Raw genomic sequence first — 22,844 nt, forward strand, 5'->3', positions numbered from 1 at the left:
GTGGCGGGATGCAGGGGGGAGACGGATGCCAGGGGGCTGTCTGGTCCCCCGCCCAACGGTGAGGGGACGGACAGGGATGGGGCGGCCGGTCCGGCCGGTGTCCCGTCGGATGGTGATGTGGTTGGTGCGGGTGTGGGTGTGGCGGCTGGTGTGGCGGGCCGGGTCTGTTGCCTGTCAGCTATGCGGGGGGATCGACCCCCCCCCCCCTGTGCCATTCGAGGGTGTGGCCGCGGCCGTGGGTGCCGCGTCGGCGGCGGCCGGGGCGTGGATTGCCGCGGGCAGGATCATGGCGGCCATGAGCATGACGGCCAGAGCGAGTCGTGGCGAGTGTGCGAAGCGGTGCAAGGTGCGGACCCCATTTCCCCAAACTCATCCCACCGTCCCAAACCGGCGGGAAAACAACCCGACGTGCGCCACAGCGCCTTCCCCCGGCACCCGGTACACGCGACGGACCCCAAGCCCATCAGCAGTTACTATACCACACAACCACAGCACACACCCACCAGGCAGAAAAATTCCCCACCCACGCAGGTGCTCCGGCCAGCAGGAGAAGGCCGGAGCACCTGCGTGAGAAGAGAGTCAGGCCAGGTGCAGACGGGCAACCAGTCCGCAGTGGTCGGTGCCGGGAACGCCTATGGTGCGCATGGACTCCACCCTGATGCCCCGGCTGATCAGGATGTGGTCGATCTCGATCATGGGGGGGAGCCCCACTTGGCGGTAGGGGAAGGTCGGATGGAGCCCCATGCCCAGGGAGAGGGAGGCGTCTCGCAGACCGCCGGCAGCCAGCATGGCGCGGAAGGTGGGGTGGTGAAGGTTGGCGTTGCAGTCGCCCAGGACCATGGTGAAGGATGGTTCCTGTCCCGCCCCGGCCTCCGGTGGGGACCCTGCGGGCGATAATCGTCGTGGCCTGTTGAGCAGGGCCAGTCGTTCGATGCCCAGTCCCCATTGCCGGGCTCCGCGTTGGGGCGACCGGGGGTGGACCGAGGCCAGGCGCACCGTTCCGGCCTCGGACTTCACCACCATCAGGGGAACGGCCGAGGCTTCCAGATTTAAGCCCGCGGGCTGTGATTGCATGGGCTCGGTGCGTGAGAGGAGGGCGTTGCGCCCCCCGTTGTCCGTATCGGTTCGGGGGCCTTCCACCAGGTAGGGCAGGGTGGCCTTGAGGCCGACCTTGCGCAGACCCGCCAACAAGGAGGAGTTGACCTCCTGCAGGGCCAGCAGGTCAACCTGATGGGCCCGGATCTGGTCCATGATGGATTGCGGGTCGGCCTTGCCATAACGGCAGTTCAGGGTCATGACCGTCAGGGATGCACCCGGGGCCGCCTTGTCGCCCGGTTCGGAGACCGGGTCGGCGGGGGAGGGGATGCGCAGGCGGTACTGCAGGCGCCATACGCAGACCAGGGTCAATTCGACCAGGGCCAGGGCGGTCTGCGGCCATGCCTGGATCAGTATGGCCCAGACCAGAAGCGCCAGGAGGGGGGCCGAAAGGAAGTCGATCAGGGCGATCAGCTCCACCAGGGGGCGGTGCCGGTCGGCTCCGGCGGGAAGGTAGCGCAGGGCCATCCACAGGGCTGTGAGTCCCAGGAAGATCCAGAGCATGGTGTTCATGGATGGGGCCTCCTGCCGAAGGGTCAGTTGCCGCCGAAGAGACCGCCCAGTCCGCCGCCCAGGTTGGGGGGCAGGTCGGGTATCCCCTCGGGCATCTGCGGGGCCTGGGGTTGCTTGGTGAAGGCTGAGCCGCCGGAGGACTTGCCCTTGCCCGACAGCCGCTCGCGCAGGGCCTTCTCCTCGGCCTCGCGCTTCATGGGGTTGCCGGACCGTGACCCCTTCTTCTTGCCCTTCTTGCCTGCCTTGCCCTTGCCTCCCATGCCTGCTCCGCCCATGCCGGGCATGGAGCGTGTGCCGTTGGTCATCCGCTTCATCATCTTGGCGGCCTGCTCGAATCGTTGCAGGAGGCCGTTGACGGACGAGACCGTGGTGCCGGCGCCGTAGGCGATGCGGGCCCTGCGCGACCCGTCGATGATCTTGGGGTTGCGCCGCTCCTCCGGTGTCATGGACTGGATGATGGCCTGGGTGCGGTCGACCTCCTTCTCGTCGAACTGCTCCAGCTCCTTGCGGTGCTGGGCCATGCCGGGAATCATGCCCAGGATGCTCTTGAAGGAGCCCAGCTTGCGCACCTGCTGGAGCTGCTCCAGGAAGTCGTCCAGGCCGAAGCTGCCCTCCGACATCTTCCCGGCGGCCTTACGGGCCTCCTCCTCGTCGAATTCGCGCTGGGCCTGCTCGATCAGGGTCAGGATGTCGCCCATGTCGAGGATGCGCGATGCCATCCTGTCGGGGTGGAAGACCTCGAAGTCCTTCAGCCCCTCGCCGTTGGAGGCGAAGAGGATGGGCTTGCCGGTCACCGAGGCCACGGAGAGGGCGGCACCGCCACGGGCGTCGCCATCCAGCTTGGAGAGGACCACGCCGCTGAAGTCCACGCCCTTGTCGAAGGCCTCGGCCGTGGTGACCGCATCCTGGCCGATCATGGCGTCGATGACGAAGAGGATCTCGTCGGGGTTGACGGCGTCGCGGATATTTCGGGCCTGCTCCATCAGCTCCTCGTCCACGCCCAGACGGCCCGCCGTGTCGATGATGACCACATCGTAGAGCTTGTCCTGGGCCAGACGGACCGAATCGCGGGCCACCTTGACCGGGTCTCCGCCGGTCAGTCCGGCGGAGACCCGGTCGGGGGTCTCGGTCTGCACGCCCGGTTCGGGTGCGTAGACGGGCACCCCGGCCCGCTCGCCCACCACCTGGAGCTGGGTCACCGCGTTGGGGCGCTGCAGGTCGGCCGCCACCAGGAGGGGGGTGTGGCCGGCATCCTTGAGCCAGTAGCCCAGCTTCCCGGCCAGGGTGGTCTTGCCGGCGCCCTGGAGGCCGGCAAGCATGATGACCGTGGGTGGGTTCTTGGCGAAGTTGAGGGGGCGGTCCACCCCGGAGCCCAGGATCCCAGTCAGCTCCTCATAGACGATGGAGACCACCTGCTGGGCCGGGTTCAGGGCCTTGGAGACCTCCTCGCCCAGGGCCCGTTCACGGATGCGGGCCGTGAAGGCACGCACTACGTCCAGGGAGACGTCGGCGTCCAGCAGGGCACGGCGGATCTCGCGGATGGTCCCGTCGATGTCCGCCTCGGTCAGTCTGCCCTTGGAACGAAGGTGGGTGAAGGCCTGTGAGAGCCGGTCGGTCAAAGATGAAAAAGCTGCCATAATCACCCCAGTCTAGCTGCTGACCGGGAGATTCGGACAGGGGGGTGCGACGGTTCGTCATAAGCGGTCCGGGTGCGGATTCCGTCATCCGCTCCCGGCCCTCCTGTACGGCGTATGGGGAGGGTTGACAAGGTCGTGGTTTGCTTATATACTGAATCGAAACGATTCGATTGAGGAGTTCGGCGATATCGAATGGTGTCGATGAGGATGATAGGGATTGCCCGGGCGGGCATCGGTTGCAGATGTCCGCACGGGCGGTGATCCGATAACGGGGAAAGGAGAGGGCGCTCTACCAGCCGGTGCAAGGCAGCATGCGGTCGGGTATTTACCAAGCGGTGGCGAAGCGCCATCGTCGAAACATTTCGATTAACAGAACTGCAGAAGCAGTAGTTTCAACGAGGAAAAGGAACCATACCATGAAGATCACAAAGAGTCTCGGTGCGGCCCTGGCCCTGGCCATGTCGGTCGTTCCCCTGGTGGCATGCGGATCGAATTCGAATACGGCACAGGAGGAACATCCCTCCAGCATCAAGATCTGGTACTATGAGGAGCCCAGCAGCGGGCAGGCCAAGGGATGGCTCAAGGCCGCCGACATCTTTACCAAAAAGACCGGTGTCAAGGTGGACTTCGAGGTCAAGTCCTTCACCCAGATCGCCCAGAACGGCAGCCAGTTCCTGAATTCCGACGAAGCTCCTGACGTGATGGAGTCCAACCGAGGCAACGGCTCAGCCGGCGTGCTTTCCAGCGAAAAGCTCCTGACTGACCTGAAGCCCTATGTAGAGAAGTACGGCTGGGACAGGAAGGTCAAGGGTCAGGCGGCCGCTGTGGGTAAGTACGATGACCGCGGGGTCATGGATGGCGATACATGGTACGGTATCTCCTCATACGCTGAGATGCAGAGGGTCTATTACAACAAGAACCTCTTCGACAAGTACGGTATCGCCATCCCCACCAGTTTCGACGAGTTCACCGCCGCGCTGCAAAAATTCAAGGACAACGGGGTGACCCCCATCGCTGCCGATGCCCAGGAGTATGGCGTCCTCTGGCTCTGGTGGCAGCTGGCCATGACCAAGGCCGATACGGCGTTCATCGATGACTGGCAGCTCTACAAGCACAAGGTCGACTGGAACAGCGAGCCCCTTACCTTCGCGACCAACACCATCAAGGACTGGGTCGACAAGGGATACATCTCCAGGAACGCCACCGGCATGAAGGCGGAGGACACCACCACGGCCTTCATCAAGGGCGACTATCCGATCTACCAGACGGGTACCTGGAACCAGTCCCGCTTCATGGACCAGATCAAGGGCTTCGACTGGACCGCCGCCATCTTCCCCGATGCCAGGAAGGTCGAGGGCTGCGCAGGAAACCTCCTGGTCATCCCTGAGAAGTCCAAGCGCAAGGACCTGGCAGCGCAGTACATCGATGTCGTCCTGTCGAAGGAGGTCCAGAACTACATCGGCAACGAGGGAGGCGTCCCGGTGGCCGCGGACACCAAGGCCATCACCAATCCCAAGAGCCGGGATCTGGTGGACGAGTACACCAAGGCGGCAGCCGCCAACAGGATGAGCTACTACCCCGACTACCCGGCCCCCAACCTGACCGATGCCATGCCCGCAGCACTTCAGGGTCTGGTCAACGGCACCAAAGACCCGGCTCAGGTCCTCAAGACCATTCACAAGAACTACGACGACGGCGTGTCGCAGCTTGGACTGAATGATTGAGCAATCACCGTCGGCGGCCGGCCCCATCCGATCGGAGGAGCCGGCCGGACATCGAGGAGAGTAGATCATGTCTGACAAGCAATCCAAAGGTGGACGGACCGCCTCGCGCATACCCGGGAGCAAACCCTCGCGATTCGTTCCCTATCTCATACCGGGGCTGATCGGCATCATCGCCATCGTCATCGTCCCCATCCTCTGGAACTTCTATCTGAGCTTCACCCGTTGGCGGGGTGTGGGACCAACCCGTTGGGTCGGTCTGAAGAACTGGAACCACCTGATTCGGGATTCCACCTTCTGGGCATCCTTCAGCCATTCCCTGTGGATCATCGTGGCCATCGTGATCATACCCACCATCCTGGGTCTGCTGATTTCATCAGCCCTGACCGATGTGATCCAGAAGAGATTCGGAGCCCGCACCTCATCAACCCTGCGAGCCCTCTACTACCTGCCACAGGTCCTGCCCGTGGCCGTGGCCTCCATCATCATGGGCTGGATCTTCCGTCCCGAGGATGGCGCGGTCAACGATCTTCTGACCAAGATCGGACTGGGCTCCCTCCAGCACAACTGGCTGGGTTCGCCGGGCACCGCCCTGCCCATCCTCATGGTTATTCTGATCTGGATCCAGCTGGGATACCCGATCGTCATCTTCATGTCCGGCCTGCAACGGGTCGATCCCGAACTGTACGAGGCGGCCAGCCTTGACGGTGCCAGCTGGTGGCAGAAATTCCGCGTGGTCACCCTGCCTTCCATCATCCCCGAGCTGATGGTGGTCATACTGACCTCAACCATCGGAGCATTGAAGACCTTTGCACCGGTCTATCTTCTGACCAAGGGCGGGCCCGAGAACAGCACCATGGTGCCCTCCTACTACTCATACAACCAGTTCTTCCAGCTTCAGCAAGTCGGTTACGGCGCCGCCATATCCACGGCGCTGACGGTGGTCATCATCATCTTCTCCATCGTCTTCACCATCGTGCAGAAGCGTGTCGAGAAAAACATCGCCTGAGAAACGCAAGGAAGCACATCATGAATAATCACGCATCCGCAAGCGAACCACGGGCAGCGATCGGCGGGCGTCCGCGCCACATCAGGTCCTGGGGGGATTGGGCCGGTCTGGTGGCCCTCATACTGGGAGCCCTGATCATGCTCTTCCCCCTCCTGATTCTCACCCTGAATGCCTTCAAGACCACGGCCGACTACAACATGACCGGGCCCCTGTCAATCCCCGCCCACTTCAGCATGGATGGCGTCGTCTCCTTCTGGAACAAGACGGACTTCCCGATGAAGTTCGCCAATTCCCTGTTCATTTCACTGGTCGTGTCGGTGGTGGGGGTCTTCCTCTCCGTGCTCAACTCCTTCGCCCTGGGTATCGGCAGGGTCAAGGGCAACACCATCATTCTCCTCTTCATCATGTTGGCCAACATGGTGCCCCAGGAGGCCCTGCTCTACCCCCTTTACGTCATGTTCAAGGGGGTCGGGCTGTACAACACCCAATGGGCCATCATCATCATTTTCATGATCATTCAGAGCGCCTACGGCACCTATCTGCTCTCCGCGGTCTACGGGACCTTCCCCCAGGCCATCCTCGAGGCGGCCACCGTGGACGGCGCCACGCGCTGGCAGATCCTGCGCAGGATCGTTCTGCCCGTGTCCTGGTCGACGATCAGCGTCCTCTTCGTCTTCTTCTTCATCTGGACCTGGAACGAGTACATGATCCCCATGGCCTTCCTGATGAGCGACAAGACGCAGACCATCCCCCTGGCCCTGGCCACCATGCAGGGGCAGCACACCATGGCCGCGACGGATCTGGCCTCGGCTTCCCTGCTCAGCATCATCCCGACGATCATCTTCTTCATCTTCTTCCAGAGGAAGCTCTCCCAAGGCATCGTGGCGGGCTCGGTAAAGTGAACCATGGATCACCCGCGACCCGAACCGGGACGCGGGTGGCGAATAAATCGACAAAGAAGCGTACAACAGCAGGAAAGGCACCTATCATCATGGGCGTGACCACGGTACAGCAGGCTTACGGACTGGATGCACTCACCATGCGGTCCCCGGACCGAACCCGGTGTGTCAACGCCGAGAACCCGAGGGGAGGGAAGGGCAAAGCGGCCATGTCGGCCAGTCACCTGGGTCCCTCCCGAAAGGGAACGCCCTGTCTCAGGGACATCCAGCCCGGTCAGGAGGTCGTCCTGGCCGATCTGCAAGGGGCCGGAGTGATTCGCCACATCTGGATGACCGTGGCCGAATCCACCTCACCCACGGGCCCCAACCTTTTGCGCAATCTGATTCTGGAGTGCTACTGGGACGGGGAGGAGTCCCCCTCGGTCTGTGCTCCCCTGGGGGACTTCTTCTGCTGCGGGCACGCCCAGGCCTGCAGGATCGAATCACTGCCCATGGCCGTCTACCCCAGGCGGGGATTCAACTGCTACTTCCCCATGCCCTTCCACTCAGGCGCCCGTATCGTCCTGCGCAACGAGCACCATGAACCTGTCGAGGCCTTCTTCTATCAGATCGACTACGCCGAAAAGGATGATCTGCCTGATGACGTGATGACCTTCCACGCCCAGTGGCGCCGGCAGCGGGTCACCGACCTGGCCCGGGACTATGTGATCCTGGACGGGGTCAGGGGGGCGGGCACCTATGCGGGGACCTACCTGGCCCTGACGGCCCTCGAAAGCCGGTGGTGGGGAGAGGGCGAGGTCAAGATGTACATCGACGGTGACCAGGATTATCCGACCTGGTGCTCCACAGGCAGCGAGGACTACTTCGGCGGGGCCTGGAGCTTTGCCGGGCATGACCCCGATGGCGCCACCGTCGAGCAGACCTACACCGGGACCTTCATGGGCTTCCCCTTCCGCTCCCGCTCGTTGCACGATAGGGAATCCGAATACTGGGACACGGACACCCCCGTCACACGGGGCTTTTACCGGTGGCACATCCCCGATCCGATCGTTTTCCAGGAGTCCATCAAGGTGACCCTTCAACAGATCGGAGTGGATGAGCAGGGGCTCTTCGAGCGGCAGGACGACCTGGCGAGCGTGGCCTATTGGTACCAGATCGAACCCCACCTGTCCTTCCCGGCGGAGGTGTTGAAGACCACGGAACGCGATCGGCGCCCTCGCTGACGGGCATCGTTCCGGTGGCTCAGGGCAGCCAGGCTTCGGCCCGGTCCCGCACCCGGCGGGAGGGTCGGGGCCTTCCGTGTCTGTCCGACGGTTCAGGCGGCCCCGAAGGAAAGGGTTCGGGTCGGCCGGGGCATGACCGAACCCCTGTCAATGAGCTTGGGCTTCTGGAGTATGACTCTGCCCGCAATCGAGTCGCCTCCCTCTATGGCATGGGTCAGAAGGTCACTTGCCGTGGTGCAGAGGGTATCGGGAGTCAGGGGCATCTCGGATATGCCCTGTCTGTCCAGGGCCGTGCTGGCCTTGCCGGCCGCGCAGGAGAGGATGGAGACATCCTCCGGTATGGAAAGGCCCTTGTCGCGCATCCGGGTGACCACCGTATCCAGGAGGGAGGGAGGAATCTCGCCGATCACTGCGTCCACATGGTTCCGAGTCATGATCTGCAGAACTCCCAGGGTGTATTGGAGATCCCCGCCTGTCGGGCCCGGTTCCTCGCGCAGGTCCATGCCGTACCGGTGGCACCAGGCTCTGAGCGAACGGGAGAGAATCAGACGGAAACCGGATCCACGCCGGTACTCGCTCTTCAGATCCTGAAGAAAAAGCACATGTCTCCTACCGGCCCGATACATGGCTTCGACGGCCATCCGTCCCATCAGTTCGAAGTCCAGGTCCACACAGGCCAGGGTCTCGTGGTGAATCGGCAGCCCCAGGGCCACGCAGGGCCGACCGTAGGTGGCGGCCTGGTCGGCCCGTATGTCGTCGTGGACGATATCCATCAGAATGACCCCGTCGGCCAGGTTGCTCCGCGTGACCCTACGGATATCCTCCACCCCGTTTTCCGCGGTCAAGAGCAGCGAATCGTAGCCTCGGGCGTGCTCGCTGCTGGCCATTTCGATGAAGTAGTCCGAGTAGGAGGTCCGGTCCTGCCGCTGGCGCAGAGGGGCGCTCAGGGCCACGATGTTCTTCCTTTTGGCTCTCAGCATCCGTGCACCGGCATCGGGTGCATAGTCCAGCTCCTCGACGGCCTCCATGATCCTCCGGTAGGTCTTGGAGGAGATGGGACGCTTGCCGGAGAAGGCATAGGAGACCGTGCTGACCGATACCCCGGCCTTCCTGGCTACGTCCCGGATATCCGACATGTGTCTACCTGTTGATCGTCCAGGTGCTGCCGGTCGCCGTATCGGCTATGGTCACTCCGGCCTGTTCCAGATTCGCCCTGATGCCGTCGGCCCGGACGAAGTCCTTGGCTCGGCGGGCTTCCTCCCTGTCCCTGAGCTGGGCCTCGACCAGGGTCTCAAGGGTTTCGGCAGCACGGTCATCCTGCCCCGATGGCATGGTCCATTGCGGGTCCAGTGGATCCAGCCCGAGCACATCCAACATGGCTCTGACGTGGAGGAGCGAGTCCCGGGCCATGGCCCGGGACTCGGGGGAGGAACCCTCGGCTGCGGACTCGAGAGAGTCCAGTACGGCGTTGGTTTCCCGGATGGTGGCGAAAATGGCGGCCAACCCGCCGGAGACGTTCACGTCGTCGTTCATGGCCTGGACGAATCCGACGGGCAGGTGGTCGGCGTCCAGGTGGACGACCATGTCCCGTTCCGGCTGGCCGCCGCAGACCTGACCGGCGCGCTGGATGAAGTTGGTGATCCGCTCGTAGGCTCCCTGCGCCTCGTGGAGGGTCTGGTCCGACCACTCCAGCATGGAGCGGTACTGGACCGTGATCAGGGCGTAGCGGACCACCCAGGCCGGGTACCGTGACAGAACCTGATCCACCAGAAGTCCATTGCCCAGGGACTTGCTCATCTTCTCGCCCTTCTGGGTCACCCAGGCGGTGTGCATCCAACGGTGGGCGAAACCCCAGCCGGCGGCATGGGACTGGGCCATCTCGTTTTCATGGTGGGGGAAACGCAGGTCCAGACCGCCCCCGTGAATGTCGAAATCGGCACCCAGGTAGCGGTGGCTCATGGCCGAGCACTCCAGGTGCCAGCCCGGCCTACCCGTGCCGAAGGGGGTCTTCCACCTGGCTGTGGGTGGGTCCGTAGGTTTGGGGGCCTTCCAGAGGGCGAAGTCGCGAGGGTCGCGCTTGCCCGCCTCGGTCGGGTCGGCGGGGTTGTATGGGTCGTTCCGTCCGCTGGCCTGGGCATCCACGCTGGGACCCATCCGGTCGGCGATGGCGGCCTGCTCATCGGCCGCCTGGGTGCCGGTCTGCTGGTGGGTCAGCTCCCCGTAGTCGGGCCAGGAGGGAACGTCGAAGTAGACATTGCCCGAGGGGTTCCCCTGGGTGTCGGGTACCACGTAGGCGTGGCCCCGGTCGATGATGCGCTGGATCAGGTCGATCATGTCGGTGATGTGGCCCGTGGCCCGGGGTTCGTAGGTGGGGGGAAGGGCACCAAGGGCATCGTAGGCCTTGCTGAACTCGCGCTCGTAGATGTACGCCCGCTCCCACCAGCGCTGACCTGCGGCCGCCGCCTTGTCAAGGATCTTGTCGTCGATATCGGTCACGTTGCGCACCAGGGTCACCCGGTAGCCCAGGCGCATCAGCCAGCGCCGGATCAGGTCGAAGGCCAGGGTGGTGCGGATATGACCGATGTGGGGTGACGACTGGACCGTGGCCCCACAGACGTAGATGCCGACCCTGCCCTCCTCGATCGGGCGGAAGGGGGTCACCCGGTGGGTGGCCGTGTCGTAGAGACGCAGATCGGCGGCCGCAAGGCTGACGGAATGCTTGTCGTTTTGCGGATGAGAGCTCTTGTCCATACGCCCGAGCCTACCAAGTCTTGTTGACCGGCTTCGCCTGCTGAATCACCCTCGGCACGCCCCGCCGAAGCTGCGGTTCCGGTCGGCCCGCGACCTCCCGTCACCCTGGTGGTCGCACGGCTGCGACCGCCCGACATGTGGATGTGCAAGAATGGGACCATGGCTAAACCAAGTGTGCTTGTACTGCAGCATGTGGAATGGGAACGGCCGGGTCGCATCCTGGAAAATCTGCAGGATTGCGGACTGGAGACCAGGATTCTCAACATCGTGGATGAGAAGCAACCCGAACTGCCCCACTTCAAGGAGCTTGCAGGTGTGGTCATCATGGGCGGGCCCATGTCGGCCGACGACTTCAACCACCATCCCGGACTCAAGGCGGAGACCAAACTGGTCAAGGCCGCGGTCGGTGCCGACAAGCCCGTTCTGGGCATCTGTCTGGGGCATCAGATCATGGCCAGGGCCCTGGGGGGCAGCCTGGTCAAAACCGAACAGCCGGAGTATGGCATGGCCCCCATCCGCTGGGTGGGGGATGACGATGACATATCCATGTGGAACAAGCGCACCGACGTGCTTCACTGGCATGGTGATCAGGTCACCCTGCCGCCGAAGGCCACGCTCCTGGCCCGCTCCCGGTACACCAAGGTACAGGCCTTCAGGTTCGGGTCCGGGCTGGGACTGCAGTTCCACCTGGAGGTGACGGCGCCGCTCTTTGACGAGTGGATGCAGGTCCCCCAGATGACCAAGGGGTTCAAGAAGTCGCAGATAGACCAGATGCGGGAGGACTTCCAGCGTGGACTGCCGCAGATGCAGCCCCTGGCCGATTCGATCTTCTCGGCCTTCGCCGCCAGGTGCCAGACCAATGCGGCCGCCCTGGAGACCGTCTGAGATCAGTCGTCGTCAGGGCGGTCCCTGTCCGTTCGGGGTTGGATGTGCCGGCTATGGGCCTTCGAGGATCGGCCATTTCGGGTATGGCCCGCTTGGGATCCTGCCCGATCGGGGGCCTGGGTGGCTACTCCAGTTCCTCCCCGATGGTCAGCCACTCCTCCTCCAACTCGTCGGATTGGCCGGTCAGGTCCTTGAGCTTGGCGTTCAGGTCGTTCAGCCCTTCATAGTCGCTGGGGTCGTGTCCGGCCATCTCCGCCTCGATCCGCTTGCGCTGATCCGCCAGCTTGGCCAGCCTGCGTTCGATGGCGGCCGCCTGCTTGGCCAGGTTCCGCTTGGCTATCCGGTCGGCCTTGGCCTGGGCGGGGTCGGGGCGGCCACCCGGTTCGTTTCCGCCGGCCCCCTTCCGGGGTCGGTCGCCCTGACCGGCCTGGTTGTCGTCCTCCGTCCGGAGCTTGCCCGTCTCGACCATGTCCAGGTAGTCCTGGACCCCGCCGGGCAGGTGGACCACCTTGCCGCCCGTCAGGGCGAACTGCTGGTCGGTCACCCGTTCGAGGAGGTAGCGGTCGTGGGAGACCACGATCAGGGTCCCCGGCCAGGAGTCCAGCAGGTCCTCCATGACGGCCAGCATGTCGGTGTCCAGGTCGTTGCCCGGCTCGTCCATGATCAGGACGTTGGGCTCGTCCAGGAGGATCAGGAGGAGCTGCATGCGTCGCTTCTGGCCCCCGGAGAGGTCCTGGATACGCGTCATCAGCTGGGCGCTTTCGAAGCCCAGGCGCTCCATGAGCTGACCTGGGGTGACCTCCTTCCCGTCGACGACGTAGGAGGGCCTGTAGCGGCTCAGCACCTCCTTGATCCGGTACTTGCCCAGCTTCTCCAGCTCATCCAGGCGCTGGGTCAGAACAGCGAACTTGACCGTCTTGCCGACCTTGACATGGCCGGCCGTGGGGTCGATCCGCCCGTCGATCAGCCCCAGGAGGGTCGACTTGCCGGCCCCGTTGGCGCCGACGATGCCGAACCGGTCGCCAGGTCCGATAAGCCAGGTCACGTCATCCAGGACCATATGGCCGCTGACCGTCCTGGTCCGGGCCGCAACCGTTTCATCCGGGTCGGAATCGTCAGGATCCTCGGCGATGGTGACCGAGCCCATAAGGGGCCTCTCAGCGAAGGGGGAGGGGACGGTGTCGATCTGGCCGCCCCTGCCATGGGCCTGCCTGGTCACATCAGGCTGGTCGGCGGGGTCGCCGGGCCGCCCATCCCCGTCGCCGCCGGTGGAGGCACCCGTGTCCGTCAGTCCATCGGTCGCTTGGGAGGGGTCCCCGGCCGGGTAGATCTTGGTCACGTCGATCAGGTCGACCACCTGCTTGCCCAGGCGGGAGGTGGCCATCCGCTTCAGCTCCAGGCTGTTGCGCATGGGGGGCACGTCGGCGATCAGCTCACGGGCGGCCTTGACGTGGAACTTCTGCTTGGTGGCCCGGGCCCGGGCCCCGCGGGTCAGCCAGGCCAGCTCCTTCCGGGCCAGGTTGTGGCGCTTGGTCTCGGCCAGGTCGGCCTGGCGCTCGCGTTCCACCCTCTGGAGCATGTAGGCGCTGTATCCGCCCTCGAAGGGATCGATGGTCCCGTCGTGGACCTCCCACATGGAGGAGCAGACCTCGTCAAGGAACCATCGGTCGTGGGTGACCAGGAGGAGGGCGCCGGAGTTCCTGGCCCACCGGTTCTTCAGGTGCTCGGCCAGCCAGTGGATGGTGACCATGTCCAGGTGGTTGGTGGGCTCGTCCAGGGCCAGGATGTCCCAGTCCCTGAGGAGGAGCCGTGCCAGGTCCACCCTGCGGCGCTGGCCGCCGGAGAGGGTGCCCACCCTGGCCTCCAGCTCCATGCCGCCCAGAAGTGATTCGACGATTTCGCGTGACTTGGGGTCGGCGGCCCACTCGTAGTCCTGGCGGTCCTCCAGGGCCGCCTTGCGGACCGTGTCCTCGTCTCCCAGTGGGTCGCGCTGGTCCAGCAGGCCGAGGGTCAGGCCGTTGCGCATGGTCACCCGTCCCCGGTCTGGTTCCTGGGTGCCGTTCAACAGGTGGAGGAGGGTGGACTTCCCGTCACCGTTCCGCCCCACGATGCCGATCCGGTCACCTTCGAAGATGCCCTGGGTCACATCCGTGAAGATGGTTTTGGTGGCGAAGGATAGGGCGACGTGTTCCAGACCGAGATCATAGATGGGCATGATGCCCCAATCTACCGCCAGCCTTGGATGGATGGCTCAGGGGTTTCCCGGTGGCTCGGCCCTGGTCGGTCTCCCGGCCCGTTGTCGGATCCGTTCCGGGCAGCCGGTCCTGTCACCGGCCGGTGATCCGGGAGCCCAGGACCTTTTCGCTCAGGGCCTTGGGTCCACGGGTCACGGCCACGGCACCCGACCGGACCAGTTCGATGATGCCGAAGGGCTTGAGGAGGCGCAGCAGGGCCTCGAGCTTGCCCTCGGCCCCGGTGGCCTCGATGGTCAGGGACTCGGGGTGGACGTCGACCACCCTCACCCGGAAGAGGTTGACGATCTCCAGGACGTCGGACCGGTTGTGCTCGTTGGCCTTGACCTTGATCAGGACCAGCTCGCGCTCCACGGCCTCCTCGTCGCTCAGCTCGACGATCTTCAGCACGTGAAGGAGCTTGTTGAGCTGCTTGATGATCTGTTCCAGGGGAACGGCCTCCACGTCGGCCGTGACCGTGATGCGCGAAATGTCGTCCCGCTCGGTCGAGGAGACCGAGAGGGAGTTGATGTTGAAGGCGCGCCGGGCGAAGAGGCCCGCCACCCTGGCCAGGACGCCGGGCCGGTTCTCGACCAGGACGGAAAGGGTGTGACGCTCGGAACCGGGCTTGGATGCTGGATAATTAGCCATGATTTGTCCCCTTTCCCTACTTCTTCATGTGGCCGGCGGCATCGTTGGCCATGGCGGCCCGGTCGGCCCCGGTCCGCTCCTGGGGCTCCTGCTCCTCCTGCTCCGGCCTGATGCCGGCCAGGGGTTGGACTCCCGGCTTGTAGATGATCGTGTCATTGGAGGCCCCGGCCGGCACCATGGGCCAGACCATGGCATCCTTCCAGACGCGGAAGTCGATCAGGACCGGTCGGTCGTTGACCTGATTGGCCCTGTCGATGGCCTCCTGGGCCTCCTCCTTGGTGAAGGCGCGCAGACCCAGGCACCCGTAGGCCTCGGCAAGCTTGACGAAGTCGGGAATCTCGGTCCTGCCGGGCTCTCTGGCGTCCCCGTCGTGGAGGTTGGTCTGGGAATAGTGGCTCCCGTAGAAGAGGGTCTGCCACTGGCGGACCATGCCATAGACGGAGTTGTTGAGGATGGCGATCCTGATGGGCAGCCCCATCTGGCCTGCCGTGGCCAGTTCCTCCGAGGTCATCTGGAAGGACCCGTCCCCGTCGATCAGCCAGACGGGGCGGGGCGCCTCATCGTCCTGGGTGCCGATGGAGGCACCGATGGCGGCGGGCAGGCCGTAGCCCATGGTGCCCAGGCCGGATGAGGACACCCAGGACCTGGTCCGTTCGAAGTCGATGAACTGGCTTGCCCACATCTGGTGCTGGCCTACGCCCGACACCCAGATCGTTGCCGGGTCGGCCTTGTTGCTCAGGGTCCTGACCACCCACTGGGGGGCCAGGGACCCGTCGGGGGTCTCCTCCCAGGTGGTGGGGTAGTCCTGCCGCCAGGATTCCACCAGGTTCCACCAGGGCTTCAGGTCGGGTCGGCCCCAGGTCCTCTGGGCCTCCTCGATGGCGGGGACCAGGTCGTCCAGGACCTGGCTTACGTCGCCCACGATCGGGACGTCCGCCTGGCGGTTCTTCCCGATCTCGGCCGGGTCGATGTCGATGTGGATCACCCTGGCCACTGGGGCGAAGTCATCCAGACTGCCGGTCACCCGGTCGTCGAACCGGGCCCCGATGGCGACCAGGAGGTCGGAGTGCTGGATGGCCCCGTTGGCGGCCACGGTCCCGTGCATGCCGGGCATGCCCAGCACGGCCCGGTCGGAGTCGGGGATGATCCCCCTGGCGGGCAGGGTGGTGACCACCGGGGCGCCGGTGACCTGGATCAGCCTTTCCACCTGCTGCCGGGCGTTGGAGCGCATGGCCCCACCGCCGAGGTAGAGTACGGGCCTGTGCGACTGGGCGAAGAGCCGGGCCGCATCGGTGAGCACATGCCCATGTGCCCTGGTGACGGGGTTGTATCCGGGCAGGATCATCTCCTGGGGCCAGGAATAGACCATCCGCTCGTTCTGGGCGGTCTTGGTCAGGTCGACCACGACCGGGCCGGGCCTGCCGGACTGGGCTATGTGATAGGCCTCGGTCATGACCCGGGGGATGTCCTGGGCTTTGGTGACCAGGTAGGAGTGCTTGGCCACCGGGTAGGTGATGCCGACGATGTCGGCCTCCTGGAAGGCGTCGGTGCCGATGGCGGCCACGCCCACCTGGCCGGTGACCACGACCATGGGCACGGAGTCCATCATGGCATCGGCGATGGGGGTGACCATATTGGTGGCCCCGGGGCCGGAGGTGACCAGGCAGACCCCCACCCGGCCGGTGGAGACCGCATACCCCTCGGCCGCGTGGCCGGCCGCCTGCTCATGGCGGACCAGGGTGAACCTGAACCTGACCGAATCATCGATGGCATCATAGGTGGGGAGGATGGCGCCTCCCGGAACCCCGAAGACATCCCTGACCCCCAGATCCTCAAGTGAACGGATCAGGGCCTGCGCCCCGGTCATCGCCTCCCCCTCGGGGGTGGTTCCCGCCTGGTCCGGGCCCTCATCCTTGGGGACTGAGCTGAACGCTTGCAGAGGTGTCGGCAGACTCATGTTTTCCTCTCAACCTCTCGACTGCGCGACGACATGCCGGTCGTGCGTCCCTAACGTGGTACCTATCGGGTCAGGGGCTCAGGTTCGGCCAAAACGAGTCCCGATCAGGACCGGGGGTCCCTGCTGCTCGTGGCGCAGGCCCGGTTGTTCCTCACAGTCTATGCAGAGGTGTGGCCCGGTCCCAATCAGGTACCGAATGGCGGAATGCCGGTCCCTACCTGGCTTCCCCGCCCTTCAGGGAGGCCAGGACCGCCGGGTCGTCCAGGGCCTTCCACCCCTGGGCGGCAGCGGCCAGCTGGGCCTTGCGCTTGCTGCTGGCCTCGGCGGTGCCGATGACGGTGTCGCTGCCGTCCAGGCTCAGCCTGGCAGTGAAGACCTGGGCGTACTCGGGCCCGGAGACGGCCATGGCGTAGTGGGGTTCGCCCAGGCCCAGCCCGTGGGCCTTGACGGTGATGGAGGTCTTCCAGTCCAGGGCGGGACCCTCGGTGGCCACCTCCTCCAGGGTGTCGTCGAGGAGGGCGTGGACGGTGACACGGGCCCCGTCGATCCCGTGCTCCACGAAGACGGACCCGATCAGGGATTCGACCGTGTCGCAGAGGATGGAGTCCTTGTCGGCCCCGCCGTTCTCGGCCTCGCCGCGCCCCAGGAGGATGTAGGGGCCCAGGTGGAGTTTGGTTCGGGCTATGGCCGAGAGGGATTCCTCGGAGACTGCCTTGGCCCGCATCTTGGCCAGCTGGCCTTCGCTCTGGTCGGGGTGGGCCCTGTAGAGGGTCTCGGTGGCCACCAGTTCCAGGACGGCATCGCCCAGGAACTCCAGACGTTCGTTGTTGGGTATGCCGGGGTGCTCGTGGGCGAAGGAACGATGGGTCAGGGCGTGGACGAGCAGTTCGGGGGTGAGCTCCGCCCGCAGGGCCCTGAAGAGTTCCCTGGCGGGCAGGTCGCTCTCCTGGTCGTTCTCCTGATCGGGCGCCCCGACCGTGTGGTTCCGGGTGTACTCCGCCTCCGCGTCCGTGCCCGTCTTCGTCTCCCTGCCCGTATCCCTGCTCACGACACTGCCTTTCCGGTCATGCGATTCCGATCCCGACCTCTCTGATGGCTCCCATTATGCAGGGAACCCCTGCCACCCGTCGATGGCAGGGGTTCCCTCAACGATCTTGCGAACGCACGCTCACTTGCTGAACTGCGGTCGGATGGCGTCTCGGTACATGCGGCCGCGGTACATGCCGCAGCTCGGGCATGCCATGTGGGGCAGCGTGGGGGCCCCGCAGTTGGGGCAGGCCACCGTGGTGGCGGCCTTGGTCTTCCAGTTGGCGCGGCGCGAATGCGTGTTGGCGCGCGAGGTCTTGTACTTTGGCAGTGCCATGTTATCCTCTGTTTCGATCGAGTCTCGGGCTTAAGCGTAGAGCAGTTTACCGCAACCCCAGGTCTTTGTCACACCGGGCCGATCCTGAGGTGGCTGCCGGGGATCATTCTCCCTTTTCCTGGCCCTCCAGCTTGGCCTTGAGGCCTTTCAGGGCATCCCAACGGTCGTCCAGCACCACATGATGGTGGTCAGGGTGCTCGTTCAGGTCGATTCCGCACTGGGGGCAGAGTCCCCGGCAATCGGGCCTGCACAGGGGCTGGAGGGGGAGGGCCTCGGCCAGGTTGTCGCGCAGGAGGGCCTCCAGGTCGGCGAAGGCCCCGCCCTCGGCCAGAGGATAGGTGTCGCCGCCCTCCTCCTCACCGGCGATGATTTCGGCCTTGCCGGTGGTCTGTTCAGGCTCGGGGGTCTCGTAGGGGAAGAAGACCACGGGGTCCACCCCGATGTCCCGCTCGATGGGCTTGAGGCACCTGGTGCACTCGGCCCGAAGGGGGGCGCTGATGTGGGCGGTGAAGATCAGTCCGTCAACCATGGACTCGAAGGACCCGGTGACCTGCACCGGGTCGCCCTCCCTGATGCCGACCACCTGGTCACCGATGCCGCTCGGGGCGGGGAAGTCCTGGTCGACATGCTTGCTGCGCCCGGCCCTGGCCGCCACCTGGGCCACGGAAACGGCCCAGGACGAATCCTCCGGTCTGCTCATCCCTGCTTCCTTTCGCACGATGCGGTCCTGCCCGGTGCCACCTCCGGTCCGGGCCCGTATGCCCTATTGCTGGTTGGAGTTCCCGCTCATGGTACGCGCAGCCTCCTGCTCACGCTCATGGAGAACCTCCATCCCGGCCCGTACATCCTGGCCGACCCTGTCCAGCTGGGTGCCCAGCTCCTGCATGACCTGGGCGGCGTACCCGTTGGCCCCCTGGGTCAGCTTGTCGGCCTGGGCCTGGGCCTGGTCGATGATGGCCTGGGCCTTCTGCTGGGCCATGGCCACCACGTTCTCCTGACCGGCCAGGAATCGGGCCTGCTCGCCTGCCTCCTTGACGATTTCGGCAGAACGGCTCTGGGCCGCCGATATGGTGGCGTTGGCCTCGGTCTGGGCGGAGTCCAGCCGGCGTTCGGCCTCCCGCATCAGGGCGGAGGCGCGTTCCAGCTGGACGGGGAGCATCTTTTTGAGTTCGTCAAGGTCACCGTCGAGCTTCTCCCTGTCCACCTTGACCATGCCCGGGCTGAGCAGGGGGGCCTTGGCCTCGTCCAGCATGGTCTGGACCCGGTCGATGATGTCGTAGACGGTGGTGAATTCCGCCCGGGGCTCATTGGAGGTCGCCTCGCGCAGATCGGGCAGGTCATCCATGTTCAGGCCCTGTCTGGGCTGGCTCATCCGGGTGGAATCGTCGATGGCCGGGGTGCTCGGTTCGGTCTGTTCTCCTGGTCCGTCCGGGTCCCCTCCCCCGAAGCGGAATGCCTTGTTCGTCTGGTCGGAGATGTCCCCGTCGCTTCCCCGCCTGTCTGTCTCCTCAACCATTGTCGGCTCTTTCCGTCTGTAGTATGGTGGTCAGTTTCTTCACTACACTGTTGGGTACCATGCCCGTGATGTTGCCGCCATGCCTGGCAACATCCTTGACGATGGTGCTGGATATGTGTTCACGCAGCGGATCAGCGGGCAAAAAGAGGGTCTCCACATCGGCCAGCTTGCGGTTGACCAGGGCCATGCCCAGCTCGGCCTCGTAATCCCCGTTCTGTCGCAGGCCCTTGACGATGACCGAGGCGCCGACCTGAAGGCAGTAGTCCGTGATCAGGCCCGTGGTCGAGGACACCGTGATCTGCGGGTACCCGTCCTCGTCCAGGGCCTGACGGATCATCTCCACCCGTTCCTGTTCGCCGAACAGGGGGGTCTTGACGGAATTGACGGCCACGACTACGTGGACGGTGTCGAAGAAGGATGCGCAACGTTCAATCACATCCAGGTGCCCTGAAGTCACTGGATCGTATGATCCGGGGCATACAGCTATTGTCATGTCAACCAGATTAGCCCCTTGGCTGGAACCAGCGGGATCCACGGTGCCCCCTGCGGACGGGTTCGATTGCTCTCAGCCCGGGGATGGACCGTATCGTCAGGGCCCCGGGAGCGGTTATCATGGTGGTATGACTGCTTTTGAGACTCCCTTGCGCCCCGCTTCGCCCCTGCATGGTCCGGAACCCGTCCTGGACCAGGACCCGGTCTCGCCCCTCTCCGATCCGGACCAGGGTGCCGGTACGGCCGTCCTGGACAGGCCCGAGACCGAGACCCGGGAGGAGACCCGGCGCAGCGACCAGGGGGATGCCGACAGGTTCGCCCATTACGTGTCCAAGGAGCGCATCGCCGAGTCCAAGTTGACCGGCAGGCCGGTCGTGGCCCTCTGCGGCAAGGTCTGGGTGCCCAAGCACGACCCCTCCCAGTACCCCGTCTGCCCGGACTGCCGACGTATCTACGAGGAAATGATGGGCGGCAAGAAGTAGCCCTTCCCGCCCGTCCGCCGGGACGGTCAGCCCTTGGAGATCAGGTCGATCCGGTCCAGCTCCTCCTGGCTGAAGTCCGTATTGGCGCTCGCCTTGAGGTTGTCCAGGATCTGCCCCGGCTTGGAGGCTCCGATCAGGACGGTGGTCACGTCCGGGTCCCGCAGGAGCCAGGCCAGGGCCATCTCGGCCAGGGTCTGCCCGCGTTGACCGGCCAGGTCGTTCAGCTCCTTGATCTGACCCAGACGCCTTGGGGTCAGGGCCGACTCCTTGAGGAAGCGCCCGTCGGCCCTGATCCTGCTGTCTTCGGGAATGCCGTGCAGGTAGCGGTCGGTCAGGAGCCCCTGGGCCAGGGGGCTGAAGGTGATGATGCCCTTGCCCAGCTTCCGGGAGGCCTGCTTGAGTCCGTTGGATTCGATGGTCCGGTCGAATATGGAATACCGGTTCTGGTTGATGATGAAGGGAACGTGGAGTTCGTCCAGGATTTCGCTCGCCTTCCTCAGGGTGGGGCCGTCGTAGTTCGATAGTCCCACGTAGAGGGCCTTGCCGCTGGATACGGCCTGTGCCAGGGCCCCCATGGTCTCGTCCAGGGGGGTGTCCGGGTCCGGACGGTGATGGTAGAAGATGTCCACGTAGTCCAGCCCCAGGCGCTCCAGGCTCTGGTCCAGGCTGGACAGGAGGTACTTGCGTGACCCGAGGTCCCCATAAGGTCCGGACACATGGTGTAGCCCGCCTTGGTCGAGATGACCAGTTCCTGGCGGTGGTGGGCGAAGTACCTGGACAGGATCCTGCCGGCGTTGCGCTCGGCGGCTCCGGGCTCGGGCCCGTAGTTGTTGGCCAGGTCGAAGTGGGTGATACCGTGGTCGAAGGCCGTGAAGCAGAGTTCCCGCATCCGCTCGAAGGGGGTCTGGTCCCCGAAGTTGTGCCAGAACCCCAGCGATATGGGAGGCAGCATGAGGCCGCTGGATCCGCAGTGCCGGTAGGTCGTGGTCTCGTAGCGGTCGGGCGCAGGGGTGTATGAGCCGTTCTGGTGGGGTACGGTGCTCACTTTTATATCGTTTCTACGATGGTGGGGATGATCGGTTCGCCCCGCATCAGGCTGAGCGCCCCGATGGGCAGTTCGTCCAGGGTCCTGGCACGGTGGTCCCTGGCCTCCAGCACGGCCTGCCCTCCCTGGTATTCCCGGTTGATGCAGCCGTGGTCCACATAGGTGACCAGGAGGTCCCGCCAGTCCTGTTCGGGCCTGAATCCGTCCAGGGACTGCTCCGCCCCGGATATGACGTGCTCGGCACTGGCCAGGTTGTACTCGTAGGACCGGTAGGCGAGCTTCCGCCCCGGCACCGATGCCTTGCCGACGGACTTCTTGGCCACGGCCTGCATGGTCCCGGCCGAATTCTCCCGTTCGGTCAGCTTGTAGACCATGGCGCAGGTCGGCGCCCCCGACCCGGTGACCAGCATGGTGCCCACCCCGTAGGAGTCGACGGGGGCCGTCTGGAGGGAGGCGATGGCGTATTCGTCCAGGTCGTTGGTGACGGTGATCGTGGCCTTGGTGGCCCCTAGGGCATCCAACTGGTGCCTGACACGCTGTGCCAGGGAGCCCAGGTCGCCCGAGTCGATCCTGACCCCGCCCAGGTCGGGCCCGGCCACCTCCACGGCCGTCTTGACCGCCTCGTCGATGGAGTAGGTGTCGGTCAGGAGGGTGGTGTTCCTGCCCAGGGCATTGATCTGGGCCACAAAGGCATCGCGTTCCGTGTCGTGCAGGAGGGTGAAGGAGTGGGCTGCGGTGCCGATGGCCTTGAACCCGTAGCGCTGGGCGGCCAGGAGGTTGGACGTGCCCTGGAATCCGCCCACCATGGCGGCCCTGGCGGCGGCCACGGCAGCGTACTCGTTGGCCCTCCGGGCGCCCATGTCCATGCAGGGCCTTCCCTTGGCCGCCGAAACCATGCGCGAGGCGGCCGAGGCCACGGCAGAGTCGTAGTTGAGGATGGAAAGGATGACGGTCTCCAGGAGGGTGCACTCGCCGAATCCGCCCTCCACCTGGAGGACGGGGGAGTTGGGGAAGAAGACCTCACCCTCCCTGTAGCCCCGAATGGTGCCGGTGAATTGGAAGTGCTCCAGCCACTGTATGGTCGCCGGGCTGACGATCTTCCTGTCCGAAAGGAAACGCAGCTCATCCTCGGTGGGGTGGAAGCGCTCGATGGCATCCAGGATCCTGCCGGTCCCGGCCACCACCCCGTAGCGCCGCCCCGCGGGGAGGTGACGGGTATAGACCTCGAAGACGGACCGGCGCCCGGCAGTGCCGTCCTGGAGGGCGGCGTCCAGCATCGTGTACTCGTACATGTCGGTCATCAGGGCGGTGGAAGTCCGGTCGGTTTCGTTCATGTCAACCTCGCTTGCAGTTCCTGTGCTTGCCGTGTTTCCC

19 protein-coding genes and 1 pseudogene are annotated in these 22,844 nt (G+C 64.9%); 6 read left to right on the top strand and 14 right to left on the bottom strand.

Features of this window, described 5'->3' with window-relative positions:
- Positions 1 to 579 precede the first annotated feature (579 nt).
- Together AACP59_RS08990 and ffh are read right to left on the bottom strand one after the other, a co-directional pair.
- Positions 580 to 1,608, bottom strand: coding sequence for an endonuclease/exonuclease/phosphatase family protein (locus AACP59_RS08990; RefSeq protein ID WP_339350601.1), 1,029 nt, complete (start codon positions 1,606 to 1,608; stop codon positions 580 to 582).
- 23 nt (positions 1,609 to 1,631) lie between these two features.
- A complete protein-coding gene (ffh, locus tag AACP59_RS08995) occupies positions 1,632 to 3,245 on the bottom strand; it encodes a signal recognition particle protein (protein ID WP_339350603.1) in 1,614 nt (537 codons plus the stop codon).
- Positions 3,246 to 3,661: 416 nt separating this feature from the next.
- On the opposite strand from ffh, the gene AACP59_RS09000 reads away from it, so the two are divergent.
- From AACP59_RS09000 to AACP59_RS09015, 4 genes are all read left to right on the top strand, one after another.
- Positions 3,662 to 4,969, top strand: coding sequence for an ABC transporter substrate-binding protein (locus tag AACP59_RS09000; RefSeq protein WP_297316586.1), 1,308 nt, complete (start codon positions 3,662 to 3,664; stop codon positions 4,967 to 4,969).
- A 67-nt stretch (positions 4,970 to 5,036) separates the two neighbouring features.
- Entirely contained in the window at positions 5,037 to 5,975 is a 939-nt protein-coding gene (locus AACP59_RS09005) for a carbohydrate ABC transporter permease (protein ID WP_297316587.1), read from the top strand.
- A 20-nt stretch (positions 5,976 to 5,995) separates the two neighbouring features.
- Positions 5,996 to 6,877: a carbohydrate ABC transporter permease gene (locus AACP59_RS09010; RefSeq protein WP_297316588.1), complete on the top strand. Its 882-nt coding sequence runs from the start codon at positions 5,996 to 5,998 to the stop codon at positions 6,875 to 6,877.
- An 89-nt stretch (positions 6,878 to 6,966) separates the two neighbouring features.
- Positions 6,967 to 8,097 (top strand): glycoside hydrolase family 172 protein, encoded by a 1,131-nt coding sequence (locus AACP59_RS09015; protein ID WP_339350606.1) that lies wholly within the window; start codon positions 6,967 to 6,969, stop codon positions 8,095 to 8,097.
- Positions 8,098 to 8,189: 92 nt separating this feature from the next.
- Here the strand turns inward: AACP59_RS09015 and AACP59_RS09020 are convergent, their stop codons facing one another.
- Positions 8,190 to 9,233, bottom strand: a complete 1,044-nt coding sequence (locus AACP59_RS09020) for a LacI family DNA-binding transcriptional regulator (RefSeq protein WP_339350608.1) — start codon at positions 9,231 to 9,233, stop codon at positions 8,190 to 8,192.
- Between the two features lie 4 nt (positions 9,234 to 9,237).
- On the bottom strand, positions 9,238 to 10,848 hold the full coding sequence (gene cysS / locus AACP59_RS09025) for a cysteine--tRNA ligase (RefSeq protein WP_339350610.1): 1,611 nt from the start codon (positions 10,846 to 10,848) through the stop codon (positions 9,238 to 9,240).
- A 159-nt stretch (positions 10,849 to 11,007) separates the two neighbouring features.
- Here cysS and AACP59_RS09030 point away from each other — a divergent pair, with 159 nt between their 5' ends.
- Positions 11,008 to 11,733 (top strand): type 1 glutamine amidotransferase, encoded by a 726-nt coding sequence (locus AACP59_RS09030; protein WP_297316592.1) that lies wholly within the window; start codon positions 11,008 to 11,010, stop codon positions 11,731 to 11,733.
- 124 nt (positions 11,734 to 11,857) lie between these two features.
- Here AACP59_RS09030 and AACP59_RS09035 read toward each other — a convergent pair whose 3' ends face one another.
- The 8 genes from AACP59_RS09035 to coaD all read right to left on the bottom strand — a co-directional run bounded on the left by AACP59_RS09035 (position 11,858) and on the right by coaD (position 19,944).
- Positions 11,858 to 13,948 (bottom strand): ABC-F family ATP-binding cassette domain-containing protein, encoded by a 2,091-nt coding sequence (locus tag AACP59_RS09035; RefSeq protein WP_339350611.1) that lies wholly within the window; start codon positions 13,946 to 13,948, stop codon positions 11,858 to 11,860.
- Between the two features lie 112 nt (positions 13,949 to 14,060).
- Positions 14,061 to 14,615: an acetolactate synthase small subunit gene (gene ilvN / locus AACP59_RS09040; protein WP_297316594.1), complete on the bottom strand. Its 555-nt coding sequence runs from the start codon at positions 14,613 to 14,615 to the stop codon at positions 14,061 to 14,063.
- 16 nt (positions 14,616 to 14,631) lie between these two features.
- The gene (locus AACP59_RS09045) at positions 14,632 to 16,572 is read right to left on the bottom strand and encodes an acetolactate synthase large subunit (protein WP_297316595.1); all 1,941 of its coding nucleotides are present in this window, start codon (positions 16,570 to 16,572) and stop codon (positions 14,632 to 14,634) included.
- Positions 16,573 to 16,786: 214 nt separating this feature from the next.
- Entirely contained in the window at positions 16,787 to 17,509 is a 723-nt protein-coding gene (gene rnc, locus AACP59_RS09050; RefSeq protein ID WP_297316628.1) for a ribonuclease III, read from the bottom strand.
- A gap of 231 nt (positions 17,510 to 17,740) precedes the next feature.
- Entirely contained in the window at positions 17,741 to 17,935 is a 195-nt protein-coding gene (rpmF, locus tag AACP59_RS09055; protein WP_297316596.1) for a 50S ribosomal protein L32, read from the bottom strand.
- Positions 17,936 to 18,038: 103 nt separating this feature from the next.
- Positions 18,039 to 18,635 carry a YceD family protein gene (locus AACP59_RS09060; RefSeq protein WP_297316597.1) on the bottom strand — a complete coding sequence of 199 codons (597 nt, stop codon included), beginning with the start codon at positions 18,633 to 18,635 and terminating at the stop codon, positions 18,039 to 18,041.
- Positions 18,636 to 18,698: 63 nt separating this feature from the next.
- Positions 18,699 to 19,307 (bottom strand): cell division protein, encoded by a 609-nt coding sequence (locus AACP59_RS09065; protein WP_339350714.1) that lies wholly within the window; start codon positions 19,305 to 19,307, stop codon positions 18,699 to 18,701.
- A 136-nt stretch (positions 19,308 to 19,443) separates the two neighbouring features.
- The gene (coaD, locus tag AACP59_RS09070; protein ID WP_297316598.1) at positions 19,444 to 19,944 is read right to left on the bottom strand and encodes a pantetheine-phosphate adenylyltransferase; all 501 of its coding nucleotides are present in this window, start codon (positions 19,942 to 19,944) and stop codon (positions 19,444 to 19,446) included.
- 127 nt (positions 19,945 to 20,071) lie between these two features.
- Between coaD and AACP59_RS09075 the strand changes: the two genes are divergently transcribed.
- On the top strand, positions 20,072 to 20,425 hold the full coding sequence (locus AACP59_RS09075) for a DUF3039 domain-containing protein (RefSeq protein ID WP_297316599.1): 354 nt from the start codon (positions 20,072 to 20,074) through the stop codon (positions 20,423 to 20,425).
- Positions 20,426 to 20,451: 26 nt separating this feature from the next.
- Here AACP59_RS09075 and AACP59_RS09080 read toward each other — a convergent pair.
- Both AACP59_RS09080 and AACP59_RS09085 read right to left on the bottom strand, forming a co-directional pair.
- Positions 20,452 to 21,470, bottom strand: a pseudogene (locus AACP59_RS09080) (aldo/keto reductase).
- A gap of 2 nt (positions 21,471 to 21,472) precedes the next feature.
- Positions 21,473 to 22,804, bottom strand: a complete 1,332-nt coding sequence (locus AACP59_RS09085) for a nicotinate phosphoribosyltransferase (protein ID WP_297316601.1) — start codon at positions 22,802 to 22,804, stop codon at positions 21,473 to 21,475.
- Positions 22,805 to 22,844: the final 40 nt, after the last annotated feature.

Source organism: Bifidobacterium indicum (genome assembly GCF_036987015.1).
Classification (GTDB): Bacteria; Actinomycetota; Actinomycetes; order Actinomycetales; family Bifidobacteriaceae; genus Bombiscardovia; species Bombiscardovia indica.